This is a genomic window from Luteimonas chenhongjianii (genome assembly GCF_002327105.1).
In the GTDB taxonomy this organism is placed as follows: domain Bacteria; phylum Pseudomonadota; class Gammaproteobacteria; order Xanthomonadales; family Xanthomonadaceae; genus Luteimonas; species Luteimonas chenhongjianii.
The window spans coordinates 1193350-1208701 of the sequence record NZ_CP023406.1; the positions used below are offsets into that span (position 1 = coordinate 1193350).

13 protein-coding genes are annotated in these 15352 nt (G+C 69.2%); 7 read left to right on the forward strand and 6 right to left on the reverse strand.

Translation table 11 applies throughout. The features are described from left to right. Positions 1-102: 102 nt before the first annotated feature. The 6 genes from pepQ to rph form a co-directional block, all read right to left on the reverse strand. Complete coding sequence (gene pepQ / locus CNR27_RS05430; RefSeq protein ID WP_096300334.1) at positions 103-1446, reverse strand: Xaa-Pro dipeptidase; 1344 nt, start codon at positions 1444-1446, stop codon at positions 103-105. A gap of 109 nt (positions 1447-1555) precedes the next feature. Beyond that, positions 1556-1897, reverse strand: a complete 342-nt coding sequence (locus CNR27_RS05435) for a PilZ domain-containing protein (RefSeq protein ID WP_233580288.1) — start codon at positions 1895-1897, stop codon at positions 1556-1558. Beyond that, complete coding sequence (locus CNR27_RS05440; RefSeq protein WP_096297279.1) at positions 1897-4173, reverse strand: DUF1631 family protein; 2277 nt, start codon at positions 4171-4173, stop codon at positions 1897-1899. The genes CNR27_RS05435 and CNR27_RS05440 overlap by 1 nt, the downstream gene beginning before the upstream one ends. 149 nt (positions 4174-4322) lie before the next feature. After that, positions 4323-5483: a radical SAM family heme chaperone HemW gene (gene hemW / locus CNR27_RS05445; protein ID WP_096297280.1), complete on the reverse strand. Its 1161-nt coding sequence runs from the start codon at positions 5481-5483 to the stop codon at positions 4323-4325. 66 nt (positions 5484-5549) lie between these two features. Next, entirely contained in the window at positions 5550-6167 is a 618-nt protein-coding gene (gene rdgB, locus CNR27_RS05450) for an RdgB/HAM1 family non-canonical purine NTP pyrophosphatase (RefSeq protein ID WP_179948221.1), read from the reverse strand. Between the two features lie 142 nt (positions 6168-6309). Then, entirely contained in the window at positions 6310-7038 is a 729-nt protein-coding gene (gene rph / locus CNR27_RS05455) for a ribonuclease PH (protein ID WP_096297282.1), read from the reverse strand. Positions 7039-7146: 108 nt separating this feature from the next. On the opposite strand from rph, the gene CNR27_RS05460 reads away from it, so the two are divergent. From CNR27_RS05460 to CNR27_RS05490, 7 genes are all read left to right on the forward strand, one after another. Next, entirely contained in the window at positions 7147-8007 is an 861-nt protein-coding gene (locus CNR27_RS05460; RefSeq protein ID WP_096297283.1) for a YicC/YloC family endoribonuclease, read from the forward strand. Positions 8008-8117: 110 nt separating this feature from the next. Further along, positions 8118-8753: a guanylate kinase gene (gene gmk, locus CNR27_RS05465; protein WP_096300336.1), complete on the forward strand. Its 636-nt coding sequence runs from the start codon at positions 8118-8120 to the stop codon at positions 8751-8753. Positions 8754-8866: 113 nt separating this feature from the next. Beyond that, positions 8867-9169, forward strand: a complete 303-nt coding sequence (rpoZ, locus tag CNR27_RS05470; protein ID WP_096297284.1) for a DNA-directed RNA polymerase subunit omega — start codon at positions 8867-8869, stop codon at positions 9167-9169. A 144-nt stretch (positions 9170-9313) separates the two neighbouring features. Then, on the forward strand, positions 9314-11485 hold the full coding sequence (locus CNR27_RS05475; RefSeq protein WP_096297285.1) for a RelA/SpoT family protein: 2172 nt from the start codon (positions 9314-9316) through the stop codon (positions 11483-11485). A gap of 61 nt (positions 11486-11546) precedes the next feature. Further along, entirely contained in the window at positions 11547-11930 is a 384-nt protein-coding gene (locus CNR27_RS05480) for a RidA family protein (protein WP_096297286.1), read from the forward strand. Between the two features lie 19 nt (positions 11931-11949). Then, positions 11950-14052 (forward strand): ATP-dependent DNA helicase RecG, encoded by a 2103-nt coding sequence (recG, locus tag CNR27_RS05485; RefSeq protein WP_096297287.1) that lies wholly within the window; start codon positions 11950-11952, stop codon positions 14050-14052. A 319-nt stretch (positions 14053-14371) separates the two neighbouring features. Continuing rightward, positions 14372-15307: a nucleoside hydrolase gene (locus tag CNR27_RS05490; RefSeq protein ID WP_096297288.1), complete on the forward strand. Its 936-nt coding sequence runs from the start codon at positions 14372-14374 to the stop codon at positions 15305-15307. Positions 15308-15352 lie beyond the last annotated feature (45 nt).

The following is a 15352-nucleotide window of genomic DNA, read 5'->3' on the forward strand; positions in this document are numbered from 1 at the left end:
GAACATCGTGACCGGCGCCCTCGCAAGCATCGGTTCGGAAGGCAGGGCCCGCCTGCGCAGGTCGATGGCGCACGATGCCACGGGCCGGGCCGCCTGCCGGAGTCAGGCGGCGTCGAGCTCCGCCCATGCATCGCGCGTGAGGTTTTCCGGCGCATCGTCGGTGCAGACCATGTCGTCCTCGATGCGGATACCGCCGTAAGGCCGGAACGCCGCGATACGGTTCCAGTCGACCGCATCGCCCTTGCCTGCGTCACGCAGGTCTTCGAGCAGCATGTCGATGAAGTACACCCCCGGCTCGATGGTCACGACCATGCCCGGCGCGAGGCTCCGGGTCAGGCGCAGATACGGATGGCCGGTCGGCTTGGGGATCGTGCCGCCGGTCTCCGTGGCTGCGAAGCCGGCGACGTCGTGTACCTGCAGGCCGATGCCATGACCGAGACCATGCGGGAAGAACACCGCGCTCACCCCGGTTTCGAGCGCTTCCTCCGGCGAGATGCGCAGAACGCCGAAGTCGCGCAGCACACCTGCCAGTGCGAGGTGCGCGTCGAGATGGAGCTGACGGTAGTCGGCGCCGGCGCGGACCTGGTCGCACATCGCCCGTTGCGCACGCTCGACCGAATCGATCATCGCCTGGAACTCGCTGCCGGTATCGGCGGCGTAAGTCCGGGTGATGTCGGCCGCATAGCCCGCGTGGGCCGCGCCCGCATCGATCAGGAAGCTGCGCAGCGGATCGGGCGCACGTCGACCGAGTTCGGTGTAGTGCAGCACCGCGGCGTGCTCGTTGAGCGCGACGATGTTGCCGTAGGGCAGCTCGTTGGCGTCCTGTCCGGCGGCCTGGCAGTAGGCGAGATGGATGCCGAACTCGCTGGCGCCCGCGCGGAACGCGCGTTCGGCGGCCGCATGCGCGCGTACCGCGCGCCGGTTGGCCGCGCGCAGCATCGCGATCTCGTACGGCGTCTTGAACGCGCGGTGGTAGTCGAGGTGATCCACCACCGCCTGCGGATTGTTGGGCCGGTACGCGCCGTAATGGCCCAGCGCGCTCTGCGACTCGCCGAGGATTGCGCATTTCGCGGCGTTCCTGGGCAGATGCTGTTGCGCCTCTTCGGGCTTGCGGATCACGACGATATCGAAATGTTCGACCCAGTATCCCGACGGCGCTTCCGGTACCACGTGCCAGTAGTCGCGCGGCTGCAGGTAGATCAGTCTGGGTCGATGGCCCGGCGTGATCACCAGCCAACTGCCCGGGTTGCGCGTCAGCGGCACCCAGGCCTTGAACTGCGGATTGACCGCGTACGGGTAATCGCGATCGTCGAACACCTGGAAGTGCTGGGTGCCGCTGGGAATGACCAGGTGATCGAAGCCGGCCCGCTCGAGCGCGGTCGCGGCGCGGGCCTGCAGCGTCGCAAGATGATCGGCGTAGAGACGGGCAGTGGACGGGGCAGGCATGGACATCGCGATCCTGGGGCAGCGAGTGGATCAGCCCATTCTGCCGGATCGGTATCGGCGCTGCCGGGCGGCGGCTCGCGGCCTCGCACGCCAAACAGCAAAGGCGCGATCAGGCGTAATGGCTCCCCGGCGCGTTGACCCAGCCCTGCAGCCGGTGCGCCAGCGAAGGTGTCGCCGCGATGAAACGGAAACCCGCCCAGCTTGCGCCTGCCAGCGTCGCGTCGTCGAGCCAGAGCAGATGCGCGCCGATCTCCACCGGCGCGTCCGGCGCATCGGGCAGAGTGAAGGACAGCTGGTAGAGCGCGTCATCGACGAAACGCTCGCTGGCGATCAGCAGCATGCCGGTTTCCGAGAGGTTGCCCACCCGTCCCACCACGCGGCCGGTCATCGCGTCGGTGACCAGGATCATGTCGGGCGCCTTGCGGCGGCGGGCGCGGCGGAATTCCTGCATCACGCGGTTGCCTCCGACATGTCCTGCTCGCCGCGGCCCGCAAAGCTGCGCAGTGCGCCGATCGCGGCCTGCCATGCGCGGTCCACGAGGCGGCCGCGGTTCGCAGTCACCACGCGGGCGTTGCCGGAAGCCATCAGCCTGGCCACTGCGTCTAGCGACTGTTCGCCGCAGCGCTGCCCGCGCTGGTTCACGAACAGCACGTGATCGGTCATCGGGCTGAACCAGGACATGCGCCGACGCACGAGGTCGCCCTGCTGGTTGGTGGTGAATTCGATCCATGTGCCGAACGGCAAGGTGCGCAGATGGTCGTACTGCGCCTGCTCGTCTGGCGTGCGCGCAGGTGGCTTTTCGTGCCGGACGGCGCCCGCCTCCTCGCCCAGGCGCGCGCGCGCCTTGAGTTTCATCGCCAGCTCGGTACGTGAGGCGGCATCGTCCTCGTCGCTGCGGTGGCTGGTCAGGCGCTGGGCGATCACCGTCGCTTCCTCGCCGTGGTAGCCGACCTGTCCGAGTGAGGATTCGACATCGCGCTGCAGATCGATGCGGGGCTCTGGCGTGGCTTCCAGCGCGGCCTCGACGATGCGACGCGTGGTGTCGAGCTGCCGTCCGGCTTCCTCGGACGACTCCCCATGGCGCAGCAGGGTCAGCGTCAGCACGTCCGCCCAGGCCTGGTCGAGCAGTGCGCGGGAGAACCGGGGCAGGCGTCGCTCGCCGACGATTCCGCGCATCAGCTCCTCGGCCCGCAACCGTGCCGCAGCGAGCTTCTCGCGGCCGCGCGCAGCTTCGATGTGGCGCCGCTCCTGCAGTTCCGCCGTCCGTGCCTGCACCTGCAACTGCGCGCGCACCTGCGCATTGCTTTCGGCGAACACCGCGACGTCTCCCTCGTAGTTGCCGACCACGTGGGCGACAGCCGCGCGCAACGCCGCCTGCACGCGGGGATCGAATGCGGTGTCTTCATGCCATGCGGCCGCGCTCTCGGCCACGGTGTTGAGCAGTTGCCGCGCCGGGTGGCGCTGGCGGGTGAAGAACGAATGGTCCTGCAGCGCGGCGCGCAGCAGGGGAATCTGCAGTTCGCGGACCAGCGGCGCCGCCGGGGCCTCGGCGCGGATCTCCTGTTCGATGTGCCCGTAGATCATGCCGAGCAGCTCGAACGCATCCTCGTCCTGCGGCGCGAGGTTCGCGCCTTCGCCGGTGCGTTGCCGCGCCTGCGCGAGCAACGAGCGCTTGATCTCGACCAGGCTGCGGGCGGTGCGGCCGCCGGGCGGCGCCTGCTGGAACTGGCGCAGCGCATCGGCGACCTCGCTGGTGGCCAGCTGTCGCCGCGGCAGCGGCGTCTCACCGCGCGGCTGGAACTTGCGCAGCAGCTCGCGCCGTCCGGACATCAACTCCTGGAGGCGCGCATATGCAGCTTCGTGGGCCTGGATGTCCTCGGCACGCTCGCTCTCGCCGGCATCCGCCGGCTCGCCCCAACCGGTGTACGGCCGTTGTGCGTCGTCGACCGGTTTGCGTTGTCTGGCGATGGTCTCGGCGCGGGCTGCGCGGGCGTCATCCTTCGCCTCGATCGGCTCTGCGCGCGCGCGTACCGGCACGAAGGTCAGCGCGGGCAGGATGCCGTCCGCGGCGAGCTGTGCGTCGAGTTGCTCGAGCACCCGCGCATAGCCGGCCAGGACCACCCGGTCGAAGATGCGGTAGAGCAGCAGGCGTGCATCGTGCTCGATCTCCACCGCGCAGGCCGCGGTCGAAATTGCCCGGCACAGGCATTGCGGACCCAGCGGCAGCCGCTCCGCATCGAAAGCGGGCGTGGCCGCGAGCACGCCGAAGCGCTGGCCGAGCAGGTGAAGCGACAGATTGGCGCGTCCCTCCTGGCGACTCGCGATCTCCCGCAGCACCGTGCCCTCGTCCATGACCGCATCCTCGACCAGGCTCAGTGCGCCGAATGACGGCGTCTCCGCGAGCGCGGGCGGCAGCGGCGGGGCGGGCGTGCGCAGTGCCGCCAACGAGGCTTCCAGCGCCAGCAGGAAGCGCGGCACCAGATCGGCCCGGTTGGCGCGGAACGCGCGCAACGTCGCCATGTAGCCCGACTCGATCCCCGGGTTGCGCGCCTGGTCGGCAAGCCGGAACAGTTCCTGCTCGAATTCCGACACCAGGTTGGACAGGCCGGGATCGAGCTCGCTGGAGACCAGCGCCAATGCGCGCTCCAGCGTGCGCCGCACGCGTGGCGGCAGGCCTGCCGAGGCGATCGAGCGGGGCGGGGACGTGGACTTGAGGAGTGCGGGCATTCCGATTGCCGGGGCGGTCGAGCGCTTTCTTTAACATGCGCGTGCGAGCGCGACCAGCGTCACGTTTTGAAAGAGGCCCGGAGGGAGGTGCAGCGGTGCGGCGCCCGACTGCTGCGACGCGTCGCTGGTCGAGCGGCCCGCGCGCCGCGTCAGTCGTCGAGAAAGAGCGACACGACGTCGTTGGTGAAGCGTCGGCCAAGCTCGGTCGGCACGATCCGCCCGTCGTCGGAGCGCTGCAGCCAGCCGTTGCGTGTGGCGGTTTCAAGCGGTCCGTCAATCACCGTCGGCGGCAGCCCGGTGGTCGCCTCGAACTCCGCGAGCGTGAAGCCATCCACCAGCCGCAGCGCGTTGAGCATGAACTCGAACGGGCGGCGGGCGGGCTCGATGGACTCGTCGCCGCCGATCCCCGAAGGCGTTCCGGCGCCCGCCAGCCACGCTGCGGGATGCTTGCTCTTCCAGCGCCGCAGGATGCTCTGCTCGCTGCCGAGGGTCAGCTTGCCGTGCGCGCCAGCGCCGATCCCGAGGTAATCGCCGAATCGCCAGTAGTTGAGATTGTGCGCGCAGCGACGCCCCGGGCGCGCATAGGCGGAGACCTCGTACTGCGCGTACCCGGCCTCGGCCAGCAGGGCCTGGCACTGCTCCTGCATGTCCCAGGCGAGATCGTCGTCCGGAATGCCGGCCGGGGGGCGCGCCGCGAACACCGTATTGGGTTCGAGGGTGAGCTGGTAATGGGAGATGTGGGTCGGCGCGAACTCGATCGCGCGGGTGACATCCGCTGCCGCCATCGCCAGGGTCTGGCCCGGCAGGGCATACATCAGATCGAGATTGAAGTTGTCGAAGCCGGCCTGGCGCGCAAGTTCGATCGCCGCGGCCGCCTGCGCCCCGTCGTGGATGCGCCCGAGACGCGCCAGACAGGCGTCGTCGAAGGTCTGGATGCCGAAGCTCAGCCGGTTCACGCCCGCGCGCCGGTAGTCTTCGAAACGGCCGTGCTCGGTGGTGCCGGGGTTGGTTTCCAGGGTGATCTCGGCCTGCGGCGCAAAGCGCAGCCGCGCCGCGGCCCCCTGCAGGATGCGTTCGATCGCATCGGCGGGAAACAGGCTCGGCGTGCCACCGCCGAAGAACACGCTGTGCACGGTGCGGCCCCAGACCAGCGGCAAGTCCTGGTCGAGATCCGCGAGCAGGGCGTCGACATAGGCATCGAACGGGGGCGTGCCGCCGCCGAACTCGTGCGAATTGAAATCGCAGTACGGACATTTGCGTACGCACCAGGGCAGGTGCACGTACAGCGACAGGGGCGGCGGAATCAGCATCAGGGCAAGGTCAGGGCGGTGGGCGGCGTGCGCAAGGCTCGGGGGCGCCGGGCGGTCCGCCGTGCTTCAGCGTGTGGCCTGCGCGAGCGGCGTCGAGGCCGCCAGGCGATCGCGCAGCGCCCGCAGCGCCAGCGCGCGATGACTGATGCGGTTCTTCTGCTCGGGCGCCATCTCCGCCGCGGTCAGGCCGGAAGGCGGATCCAGGAAAACGGGGTTGTAGCCGAAGCCGAAGTGCCCGCGTGGCGTGTCGAGGATCCGGCCCTCCCAGCTGCCCTCGGCGATCAGCGGCTGCGGGTCGTCGGCGTGTCGCAGCAGCACGATGACCGCATGGAAGCGCGCGGTCCGTCGCTCGGGCTCCACGCCCTCGAGTGCCTGCAGCAGCTTGGCGTTGTTTGCGGCATCGTCGGTCGGCGTGCCCGCATAGCGCGCGCTGTAGAGGCCCGGCGCACCACCGAGGGCATCGACGATCAGGCCGGAATCGTCGGCAAGCGCCGGCAGCCCGGTGAGCCTGCAGGCATGGCGCGCCTTGATCAATGCGTTCTCGACGAAGGTGGTGGCGGTCTCGGGCACGTCGTCGACCCCAAGCTCGCGCTGGGGCACGATCACCAGACCGAGATCGTCGAGCATCGCCCGCAGCTCCATGAGCTTGCCGGCGTTACCGCTCGCCAGGACGAGGGTGTTCATGGCCTTTGCACCGGCAGCCGGCACCGCCCGCCATGAACATCGCGCAAGGCGCCCGCCAGGCCATCCGCCGCGCGGAGCGCATGCCCGGCGCGATCGATCGCCGCGCTGCCGGGGGCCGTCATGTCCGCCCGGTCGTGCCGCTTCATCCCGCGAGCGCCGCGCGCTGCAGGGCCACGAGCTCGGCGACCCCGGTTTCGGCAAGCTGCATCATCGCGTCCATTTCCGAGCGCCGGAATGCGTGGCCCTCCGCGGTGCCCTGCACCTCGATGAAGCCGCCGCCGTCGTTCATCACGACGTTCATGTCGGTGTCGCAGTCGCTGTCCTCGGCATAGTCGAGATCCAGCACCGGTACGCCCTTGTAGATGCCGACCGAGACCGCGGCGATCGCGCCGTGCACGGGATCGCGGCTGATCTCGCCGCGGCCACGCAGCTTGGCGACCGCATCGACCAGGGCGACATAGGCGCCGGTGATCGCGGCAGTGCGGGTGCCGCCGTCGGCCTGCAGGACGTCGCAGTCGAGGGTGATCGTGCGTTCGCCGAGCGCGCGCCGGTCCACGCAGGCGCGCAGGCTGCGGCCGATCAGCCGCTGGATCTCGAGCGTGCGGCCACTCTGCTTGCCGCGTGTGGCCTCACGGTCGTTACGGGTATTGGTGGCGCGCGGCAGCATGCCGTACTCCGCCGTCACCCAGCCCTCGCCCTTGCCGCGCAGGAAGCCCGGCACGCGGTTCTCCACGCTGGCCGTGCACAGCACCCGGGTATCGCCGAAGGTCACGAGCACCGAACCCTCCGCATGGCGGGTGAACCCGCGCTGGAAGGACACGTTGCGCAGCTGGCCGGGTGTACGGCCGCTGGGACGGATGGGATCGGACATGGCGGGATCTGCAAGGGGGAAGCGGGCGGGGAGTCTAGCAGCGCCCCCTGCAGCCGCCCCGACCGGCGATGGCATACTCGTGCGCCGATTTCCGCAGTGAACCCGCCGATGATCCGCAGCATGACCGCTTTCGCCGCCCGCGAACGCAGCACCGAGTGGGGCACGCTGGCATGCGAGGTGCGCGCGGTGAACCACCGTTTCCTCGAGCTCGGCACCCGGATACCCGAAGAGATGCGCGGCGTGGAACCGGCGCTGCGCGAGCGCGTCGCGGCCAAGGTGTCGCGGGGCAAGGTGGATGTCGGCCTGCGCCTGCGGGCTGCCGAGGGCGGCGGCGAGTTGCAGCTCAACCGGGCGCTGCTGACACAGCTGCAGGGCCTGGCCCAGGAGCTGCGGGACGGCTTTCCGGAGCTGCGCGCGGGCCTGACCGATCTGCTGCAGTTCCCCGGCGTACTGCAGTCGCGCGGCGTGGATCCGGCCGCCCTTCAGGTCGAGGTGCTGGCGCTGCTCGACGAGGTGCTCGCCGATTTCGTCGAGGCGCGCGAGCGGGAAGGCGGCAAGCTCGTCACCGCCATCCTCGAACGCGTGGACGGCGTGGCGGCCATCGCCGCCGAGGTGCGCACGCTGATGCCGCAGATCCGCGAAGGCCAGCGCGCCAAGCTGCAGGCGCGCCTCGACGATCTGCCGCATCCGGTCGAGCCCGGGCGCATGGAGCAGGAGCTGGTGCTCTGGCTGCAGAAGCTCGATGTCGATGAAGAGCTCGATCGCCTCGACAGCCACGTGGTCGAGATCCGCCGGGTGCTGACCCAGCGCGAACCGGTGGGCCGCCGGCTGGATTTCCTGCTGCAGGAATTCAATCGCGAGGCCAACACGCTCGGGTCGAAATCGGTCGATCGGCGTACGTCGCAGGCAGCCATCGAGCTGAAGGTGCTGATCGACCAGATCCGCGAGCAGGTCCAGAACATCGAGTAGGCGGCGGGCCGCGCGGCGGCGGGCCACGTAAAGCGGTACGATGCGCAGCCTCCCGAGCGCCGGAGACGGGCGTGGCCCCCGAATCCCACCATTCCATGGACACCCCGCCGATGCGCGGCACGCTGTTCATCGTCGCCGCGCCGTCCGGCGCGGGAAAGTCGAGCATCGTCAATGCATGCCTGTCGCGCGATGCCGACATCGCGCTGTCGGTCTCGTTCACCTCGCGCCTCGCCCGCCCCGGTGAGCGCCACGCCGAGCACTACCACTTCGTCGGCAAGGACGTGTTCCAGCAGATGATCGAGGCTGGCGAGTTCTTCGAGTACGCCAAGGTGCACGGCGACTGGAAAGGCACGGCGCGCCAGTCGGTGGAACCGCAGCTCGCTGCCGGCAAGGACGTGCTGCTGGAAATCGACTGGCAGGGTGCGCGCCAGGTCCGCGAGAAGGTCCCCGAGGCGGTGAGCATCTTCATCCTGCCGCCCTCGCGCGATGCCCTCGACCAGCGCATGCGCAAGCGCGGCCAGGACAGCGAGGCGGTGATGGCGCAGCGCTTGGCTGCGGCGCAGGAAGAGATGTCGCACTACGACGAGTTCGACTATGTCGTGGTCAACGAGGATTTCGACACTGCGGTGTCCGAGATGTGCGCGATCTTCCGTGCCAGCCGGCTGCGTCGTGAACGTCAGGCCGAGCGCCATGCCGCTCTGATCGCGCGGCTGTTGCAGGAACCGGCCGGCACCGACGCCGCCTGAGTCCGTAAGCGATTGATTCGTATAGTGGCTGCTTGCGCGCAAGCGCCCGTGGCAGTACGATGCTCGGCCCTATTTTCTGAATTCGCGCGGCCGTCAGGTCGCCGGGAGCCCGCATGGCCCGCATCACCGTTGAGGATTGCCTGGAAGTTGTCGACAACCGTTTCGAGCTGGTCATGATGGCCGCCCGTCGCGCGCGCCAGCTGGCCAATGGCGTCGAGCCGCAGCTCGACAACAGCGAGAACGACGACAAGCCGACCGTGCTGGCGCTGCGCGAGATCGCCGCGCGCCGCATCGATCAGTCCTTCATCGAAGCGGTCGACAAGTCCGAGCGCGAGCGCAAGGAGCGCGAGGCCCTGGAATGGGCAGCGGCCGAAGTCGTCGCGGACGAGGACATGGCCAAGGGCGACGACATCTGATCGTCCGCTGCGCACGCTTTCGGGCGCGCGCATTGTCGGCTCTACCCACGACCCCGCTCCGGCGGGGTCGTTGCGTTTTCGCAGGCGCATGCGCGATGACGCGTCGTGGTTCCAAATCGACGACCATGCCCGTAGGCTTCGGGGATGACGCCCCTCGCGCCCGCTCCCGTTCCAGAATCGACCCACGTGTCCGCCGACGACGCGATACCCGAGTACATGCAGGTACTCGAGCGGGCGACGCTTTACCTGCCTGAAGATCAGCGCCAGCAGCTGCGGCGCGCCTGGTCGGTGGGCGCGGCCGCCCATGCCGGCCAGATGCGCAAGTCCGGTGAGCCCTACATCACCCATCCGGTGGCGGTGGCGGTGGTGCTGGCCGAGCAGAAGGTCGACATCGAGACCCTGGTCGCGGCGATCCTGCACGACACGATCGAAGACACGCCGCTGACGCGCGAGGCGCTGGCGTCGGAGTTCGGGGAAACCGTCGCCGAACTGGTCGAAGGGGTCACCAAGCTCGACAAGCTCAACTTCGGCAGCCGCCAGGAGGCGGATGCGGAGAGTCTCCGCAAGATGATGCTGGCGATGGCGCGCGACCTGCGCGTGATCCTCATCAAGCTCGCCGACCGTCTGCACAACATGCGGACCCTTGGCGCGCAGCCGGGGCCGGCGCGTGAGCGTATCGCCCGCGAGACCCTCGACATCTACGCACCGATCGCCCAGCGCCTGGGCATGAACAAGATCAAGGCAGAGCTGCAGGATCTCGGCTTCCATGCGCTGTATCCGATCCGCCACGCGGTGCTGGAGAAACGCATCCGCAACCAGCCGCTGGTGCGGCGCGAGGCGCTGGCGAGCATCGAGGCGCAGCTCGCGCAGCGGCTCACCGCTGCCGGCCTGCAGTACCGGCTGGTCGGGCGGATCAAGTCGCCATGGAGCATCTACAACAAGATGCAGAGTGAAGGGAAAACCTTCACCCAGGTCATGGACGTGTTCGGCTACCGGATCATCGTCGGCACCGCCGCGGACTGCTATCACGCGCTCGGCGTCGCGCATTCGGTGTTCAAGCCGCTGGACGGCCGCTTCCGCGACTTCATCGCGATTCCCAAGGCCAACGGTTACCAGTCGCTGCACACCGTGCTCTTCGGTCCGTATGGCGCACCGATCGAAGTGCAGATCCGCACCGAGGAAATGGACCTCATCGCCGAGCGCGGCATCGCCGCGCACTGGGCCTACAAGCACGGCGGCGACGGCCCCAACAGCGCGCAGTCGCGCGCGCATTCGTGGATCGCGGGGCTGCTGGAGTCGCAGCGACAGACCGGTTCGTCGCTGGAGTTCCTGGAGAACGTCAAGGTCGACCTGTTCCCCGACGAGGTCTACCTGTTCACTCCCAAGGGCGACATCATGTCGCTGCCGCGCAACTCCACCGCGCTGGACTTCGCCTACGCGGTGCATACCGACATCGGCAACCGCGCGGTTGCTGCGCGCGTGGATGGAAAGCTGGTGCCGCTGCGCACGCAGCTGGTCAGCGGGCAGCGCATCGAGATTGTCACGGCGAAATCCTCGATGCCGCGGCCGCAGTGGCTCGAGTTCGTGGCCACCGGCAAGGCGCGCACCGCGATCCGCGCGCAGCTCAAGCACCTGCAGCATGAGGACGCCGTGCAGCTGGGGCATCGCATGATCGACCGTGCGCTGGAAGAGCTGGGTACCTCGCTCGACCGGCTGCCGCAGGAACGGCTGGACGCCTATCTCGTGGAAGCCCGCTATCCGCGTCTCGAAGAACTGATGGCCGACATCGCGCTGGGCAACCGCATGCCCGCGCAGGTGGCGCTGGCACTGGCGCAGCACGAAGGCGGTGTTCCCAACGAACGATTGGCGCGTGCGGGCGAGACCATCCGCATCCGCGGCGACGAGCGTGGCGTGATCACGTTCGCCAACTGCTGCACCCCGATCCCCGGCGACAGCATCATGGGCTACCACACCACCGGCCGCGGCATCGTCGTGCACCGGATGGACTGCCCGAACGTGGCCGAGTTCCGCAAGTCGCCCGAGCGCTGGCTCAATATCGACTGGGACCGGGAGGTCGTCGGTGACTACAACGTGGCGCTGCGGATCGAGGTGGAGAACCATCCCGGCGTGCTGGCACAGGTGGCCGCTGCCATTGCGCGCGTGCAGTCCAACATCGACGGCGTGGAATATCTCGAACGGGACACCACGGTGGCCGCAATCCGCTTCTCGATCGAGGTCAAGAACCGCAAGCATCTGGCCGACGTGATCCGCCGCATCCGCCGGTTGCCGGTCGTGCACGGCGTGCAACGCATGTGAGCTGCGCGTGCGCGGCGGGTCGGCCGGCTAGAATGCCCGCTTCCCGCCCACGGAGTTGCCCATGCCCCGCACGCCCGTTTCCACGCCGGACGCGCCCGCCGCGATCGGCCCGTATTCGCAGGCCGTGCGCGCCGGCGACACCGTGTATTTCTCCGGCCAGATCCCGCTGGATCCGGTCAGCGGTGAGATCGTCGCCGGCGACATCACCGTGCAGGCGCGCCGGGCGTTCGACAACCTGAAGGCCGTGGCGCAGGCCGCGGGCGGCAGTCTGGACTGCATCGTCCGCGTCGGTCTGTACGTCACCGATCTGGGCGAGTTCGCCCAGGTCAATGCGGTGATGGCGGAGTACTTCGAGGCGCCGTTCCCCGCGCGTTCCACCATCGAGGTGCCTGCGCTGCCCAAGGGCGCGCGCTTCGAGGTCGACGCGGTGATGGTGCTCGGCTGAGATCCGTGCACGGCCCGGCATGACGAGGACGCCGCTCCCGGCATTGGCCGATGCCGGTCTGACGCCGCTGTCGGCCCTGTCCGGGGTCGGCCCGAAAGTCGCCGAAAAGCTGGCCGCGCGTGGCTTCGCCACGGTCGGAGATCTGTGGCTGCACCTGCCGCGGCAGTACGAGGACCGCACCCGGATCACGCCGATCGGGCACCTGCGCAGCGGTGTGCCGGCGCAGGTCGAGGGTGTCGTCGAAGCGGTGGAGAAGGGCTTCCGGCGGCGTCCGCTGCTGCGCGTCGCGATCGACGATGGATCGGGTGGGAGCCTGGTGCTGCGTTTCTTCCACTTCCGCGCCGCGCAGGTGGCGCAACTCGCGGTGGGCACGCGCCTGCGTTGTTTCGGCACGCCGCGACCCGGGCAGCATGGGCTGGAGATCGTCCATCCCAGTTATCGGCTGCTGGATCGCGAGGCGCCGACGGTGCTCGACGATCGCCTCGATCCGGTATACCCGCTGATCGAGGGGGTCGGCCCGCAGGTGCTGCGCCGCCTGGTGGGGCAGGCGCTGGACCGTCTGCCGCAGGGCCCTGCACTTGAACTGCTGCCTGGCGCCATCCTCGAATCGCTCGAGGTGCCTACGCTGCGCGAGGCGCTGCTCTATGTGCATCGGCCCCCGTGCGATGCCGACATCGGCCTGCTGGCATCGGGCTGTCACCCGGCGCAGCGTCGCCTCGTGCTCGAGGAAATGCTCGCCCATCACCTGAGCCTGCGCCGCCAGCGGATCGCGCTGCAGGCGCACCGTGCCCACCCGCTGCGGCCGGGCCCGCTTGCCAGCGCCCTGCAGGCGGCATTGCCGTTCGCGCTGACCGGCGCGCAGGCCCGCGTCTACCGCGACGTGCTCAAGGATCTCGCCGCGCGCAGACCGATGTTGCGGCTGGTGCAGGGTGATGTCGGCAGCGGCAAGACGGTGGTCGCGGCGTTGGCGGCGGCGGCGGCGATCGATGGCGGGCGGCAGGCCGCACTGATGGCGCCGACCGAACTGCTGGCCGAGCAGCATGCGCAGAACCTGCGGGCGTGGTTCGAGCCCCTCGGCATCAGTGTCGCCTGGCTCGCCGGCAAGGTCACCGGCCGCGCCCGTACCCGGGTGCTGGGCGAGATCGCCTCCGGTGCAGCGCAGCTGGTCGTCGGGACCCATGCACTGATGCAGGCGAATGTCGCCTTCCGCGACCTCGCCCTGGCGATCGTCGACGAGCAGCACCGCTTCGGCGTCCACCAGCGTCTGGCGCTGCGCGACAAGGGCGCCGATGGTACCCACGTGCCGCACCAGCTGGTGATGACCGCCACCCCGATCCCGCGCACGCTGGCGATGTCCGCCTATGCGGATCTGGATGTCTCGGCGATCGATGAGCTGCCGCCGGGGCGCACGCCGGTGCAGACCGTCGTGCTCAGCGCCGAGCGTCGGCCGGAACTGATCGAACGGATCCGCCATGCCTGCGCGCAGGGGCGGCAGGCCTACTGGGTCTGCACGCTGATCGACGATTCGGACGAGGTGGTCGCGCAGGCCGCGCAGACGACGTTCGAGCAGCTTGTCGCGGCGTTGCCCGGTCTGCGTATCGGGCTTGTGCATGGCCGGATGAAAGCCGCCGACAAGCAGGAGGCCATGCGCGCCTTCAAGGATGCCGGGATCGATCTGCTGGTCGCGACGACAGTGATCGAAGTGGGCGTCGACGTGCCCAATGCATCGCTGATGGTGATCGAGAATGCCGAGCGCCTTGGCCTGGCGCAGTTGCACCAGTTGCGGGGGCGGGTGGGGCGGGGTACGGCCGCGTCGAGCTGCGTGCTGCTGTACCAGTCGCCGCTGTCGCGGATGGCGCGCGAGCGCCTCGACACCATGCGCCGTACCGCCGACGGGTTCGAGATCGCCGAGAAGGATCTCGCGCTGCGCGGCCCCGGCGAGCTGCTGGGCACGCGCCAGACCGGACTGGCCGAGTTCCGCCTGGCCGATCTTGCGCGGGACGCGGATCTGCTGCCGGCAATCCACCGGATCGGCGACGTCCTGCTCGACTCGCGTCCCGATCTTGTGGAGCGCATCGTCCAGCGCTGGATCGGCAGCGCTGCGCGGTACGCAGCGGCCTGAACGCATGCATCTGTTCATGAAGCGGAAGTCCTGCGGCTGTTCGCACAAGGACTGACCGAGAGGGGAATCGCGGTGGGCCCCGTCGGAGCATCAAGACGCTTTCGGCAGAAGCGCTCGGCGATGTGCAGCTCGGCGCGACGACAACAGTCAATCCGACGGATATGTCCGGGGCCAACGTCTGGCGCTCTGGCGCCGGGGATGGGAGAGCCGCAAGCGCGTGACGCGGAATGACGGCGCAAGCGGTAGGCGGGGCAGACGCGCGGTGCCCGCATGCGGGCCGCTGGTTCATCGCGATCGCCGGCACGCGCCATAATGTGGAATGACCGACAAGATTCCCCTGCTGATCGATACCGATCCCGGCGTGGACGACGCCCTCGCCTTGCTTCTGGCATTCGACGATGACCGCCACGACGTGGTCGGCCTGACGATCGCCGCCGGCAATGTGGGCCTGCGTCACACGGTCGGCAACGCGCTCAAGCTCTGCGAGGTGGCGGGGCGTAGCGATGTACCCGTGTTCGCGGGGAGTGCGTCGCCTCTGCTGCATGCGGCGCCCGACGCGGCGTATGTGCATGGCGAAGACGGCTTCGGTGACGTGGGGTATGCGCCAGCGCTGCGCGCAGCAGAGCCCGAGCATGCAGCCCTGGCGATCCTGCGCCTGTCCCACGAGCACGCCGGGCGCCTGGTGCTGGCGGCGCTCGGCCCGCTGACCAACATCGCGCTGGCGCTCAAACTCGATCCAACGCTTCCTTCGCGCGTGTCGCGCTTCGTCGCCATGTCCGGCGCAGTCACCGGCCAAGGCAATATCACCCCGTCCGCGGAGTTCAATGCCTACTTCGATCCGGAGGCGGCATCGATCGTGTTCGATGCGTTTCCGCGGTTCGACCTCTGCGACTGGGAGGCGACGGTCGCCCACGGCCTGCCGCATGACGCGGTGGTGGAGTGGATGAGCGGCGGTGGTCCGATCGGAGGGTTCTACGAGGAGATCTCGCGCAAGACCCGCGAGTGGTCCGCGGACCGCCGCGGCGACGACTGGCATTCGGCCGACGCGTTGACGATGGCCTGGCTCCTCGAGCCTGAAGGCGCACTGGAGATGCAGGAACGCCCGCTCGAAGTCGTGCTAGAACACGGACCGCGCCGCGGCATGACGATGGTCGACTGGCAGCCCCGGGAGGGCCGGGCGGACAGCGCACGGATCCTGATGCGCTACGACATCGCCCGCTTCCATGCGCGCGTCCGTCGGGTCCTCTCGCGCTGACCGCGTCCGATACCCGACTTGCAGCGGATGCCGGGGTGCCGGTAC

Bases quoted from the DNA above. Each gene is read 5' to 3' on its own strand.
- recG (WP_096297287.1), top strand. From the start codon at position 11,950: ATGACGAGGACGCCGCTCCCGGCATTGGCCGATGCCGGTCTGACGCCG.
- CNR27_RS05480 (WP_096297286.1), top strand. From the start codon at position 11,547: ATGCCCCGCACGCCCGTTTCCACGCCGGACGCGCCCGCCGCGATCGGC.
- CNR27_RS05440 (WP_096297279.1), bottom strand. From the start codon at position 4,173: ATGCCCGCACTCCTCAAGTCCACGTCCCCGCCCCGCTCGATCGCCTCG.
- rpoZ (WP_096297284.1), top strand. From the start codon at position 8,867: ATGGCCCGCATCACCGTTGAGGATTGCCTGGAAGTTGTCGACAACCGT.
- pepQ (WP_096300334.1), bottom strand. From the start codon at position 1,446: ATGCCTGCCCCGTCCACTGCCCGTCTCTACGCCGATCATCTTGCGACG.
- rph (WP_096297282.1), bottom strand. From the start codon at position 7,038: ATGTCCGATCCCATCCGTCCCAGCGGCCGTACACCCGGCCAGCTGCGC.
- rdgB (WP_179948221.1), bottom strand. From the start codon at position 6,167: ATGAACACCCTCGTCCTGGCGAGCGGTAACGCCGGCAAGCTCATGGAG.
- gmk (WP_096300336.1), top strand. From the start codon at position 8,118: ATGCGCGGCACGCTGTTCATCGTCGCCGCGCCGTCCGGCGCGGGAAAG.
- CNR27_RS05435 (WP_233580288.1), bottom strand. From the start codon at position 1,897: ATGCAGGAATTCCGCCGCGCCCGCCGCCGCAAGGCGCCCGACATGATC.
- CNR27_RS05490 (WP_096297288.1), top strand. From the start codon at position 14,372: ATGACCGACAAGATTCCCCTGCTGATCGATACCGATCCCGGCGTGGAC.
- hemW (WP_096297280.1), bottom strand. From the start codon at position 5,483: ATGCTGATTCCGCCGCCCCTGTCGCTGTACGTGCACCTGCCCTGGTGC.
- CNR27_RS05460 (WP_096297283.1), top strand. From the start codon at position 7,147: ATGATCCGCAGCATGACCGCTTTCGCCGCCCGCGAACGCAGCACCGAG.
- CNR27_RS05475 (WP_096297285.1), top strand. From the start codon at position 9,314: ATGACGCCCCTCGCGCCCGCTCCCGTTCCAGAATCGACCCACGTGTCC.